Raw genomic sequence first — 2,125 nt, 5'->3', positions numbered from 1 at the left:
GACCTCGGCTGTTAATATCGCTCTTCCTTCCATCGGAAAAGAGTTTTCATTGAATGCGATTTTATTAAGCTGGGTTCCAACCTCTTATATTCTGGCAGCCGCGACATTCCTGGTTCCCTTTGGCAGGTTAGCAGATATTTATGGAAGAAAGAGAATCTTCACCTACGGGATTTTTGTCTTCTCGATTTCGTCCTTCTTATGTGCAGTCTCCAGTTCCGCTACAGCTCTCATTACCTCCAGAATCTTGCAGGGGTTCGGCAGTGCCATGATTTTTGGAACTGCGGTCGCGATCGTGACTTCCGCCTTCCCGGTTGGCGAAAGAGGCAGGGTTCTGGGAATTAATGTGGCCGCGGTTTACTTGGGCCTTTCTGTAGGACCATTCCTGGGTGGAGTCTTAACCCAGCATCTTGGATGGAGAAGCATTTTTTTTGCGAATGTGCTACTGGGCTTGATAATAATCTTCTTCCTTTACTGGAAATTGAAAGGAGAATGGCGTGAGGCAAAAGGTGAGAAATTCGATCTCAGCGGTTCAGTGATCTATGGTCTCACAGTCGTGTCGATAATGTACGGTTTTTCATTACTTCCTTCGATTCGAGGAGCAGGGTTGCTGCTTTTGGGCACACTTGGAATTTTTCTCTTTGTCCGCTGGGAGATAAGACAGAGACACCCGGTTTTAGACCTAAACCTCATAAGAAATAATCCAGTATTTGCTTTTTCGAACCTCGCGGCTCTGATCAATTACAGCGCAACCTCTGCAGTCGCCTTTCTTCTAAGCCTGTATCTGCAATATATCAGGAAGCTTTCACCTCAAGATGCGGGGTTGATCTTATTGTTTCAACCAGCGGTGATGACCATTTTTTCCCCTCTTGCCGGCAGGCTTTCTGATCGGGTTGAGCCAAGAATAGTTGCCTCTACCGGGATGGGATTTACAGCTGTGAGCCTTTTCTTCTTATCCTTTCTGAATGCAAATACCTCCACAGTTTTCATCATAGTTAATTTAGCCCTTCTGGGATTCGGGTTTGCGCTTTTCTCCTCTCCGAATACTAATGCGATTATGAGCTCAGTGGAGAAAAAATTCTACGGGATAGCCTCCGGTACTTTAGCCACTATGCGGCTGACCGGACAGATGCTCAGCCTGGGAATAGCTATGCTGCTATTTGCGGTTTATATCGGCAGGGTACAGATCACTCCGGAATATTACCCCCTCTTCCTGAAAAGCGAAAAAGCAGCTTTCGCAATTTTGGCAGCTCTTTGCTTCGGGGGAATTTTTGCCTCCCTTGCCAGGGGTAAAGTGCGGTGAAAAGGTCAATTAAACTGAAAACCTTATCTTCCTTTTTTTAGTCTTTTCGATGTCAATTTATTCAGTTAGAGCATATTTTTTTGACAAATTACTCCACTTACATATGAAAAAAATATATTAGCAGACTCTAAAAGACATGTTTTTTGCATAAACCTTACAAAGTTATTGGTTCATTTACGATTTTAGTCCTTTAAAATTCATAACTCTTTGTAATAAAATGAGTTATCGTGTTTTATTGTAAGGGCCTTGATTAATATCAATTAAAATACCCCTTTATCGACCAATATAGTTCCCTATTTTAGACAATAAAAATACTTTAGAATTCTAAATTTTTTACTTGACAAAACGTTCAAAGGGTTTTAGATTACTGGTGAGCAGAGGGAGAATAAATCCAAAAGGATTGGAAAAGGAAAGGGAGTTTTTAGATTTTACTTTCGGGCTAACGGGTTATTGTAAGTTCCCCCCCAGCTAATTTAAAAAATAAATTACAAGCGATAATTAATTTTTCATTCCTTTTTTCGGAATGAAAAGTGGTTGGTTTATTACCTCATAGAAAGTTCAAGCCAATTTTTCACACCGCAGAATTGGTAAAGGGATAATACTATACCCTTTTCACCAAGGTTAGCTGGAAACATCCCACCTTCAACCACGATTTCCAGCTAACTCTGACTATTTTTTGAACTTTTTACGAAAGGAGGAGTGAAGGGGAAATATTATAGCTAACTTATCTTTGTCTTCCAATTTTCAAATTGTTTAAGGAGGAATTGAAATGAAGAAAAGTCTTTTAATAATGTTTGTAGTGATATTAGCTATTGCCTTGGCTTT

Annotated in this window: 1 protein-coding gene; it reads left to right on the top strand. The window is 40.6% G+C overall.

Annotated features, from left to right (window positions below):
• On the top strand, positions 1-1,300 hold a 1,300-nt coding region (locus MUP17_05235; protein MCJ7458376.1), incomplete at its 5' end, for an MFS transporter.
• Positions 1,301-2,125 lie beyond the last annotated feature (825 nt).

This window comes from Candidatus Zixiibacteriota bacterium (assembly GCA_022865345.1).
In the GTDB taxonomy this organism is placed as follows: Bacteria; Zixibacteria; MSB-5A5; order MSB-5A5; family RBG-16-43-9; genus RBG-16-43-9.
This window is presented reverse-complemented; position numbering and strand designations above follow the sequence as displayed.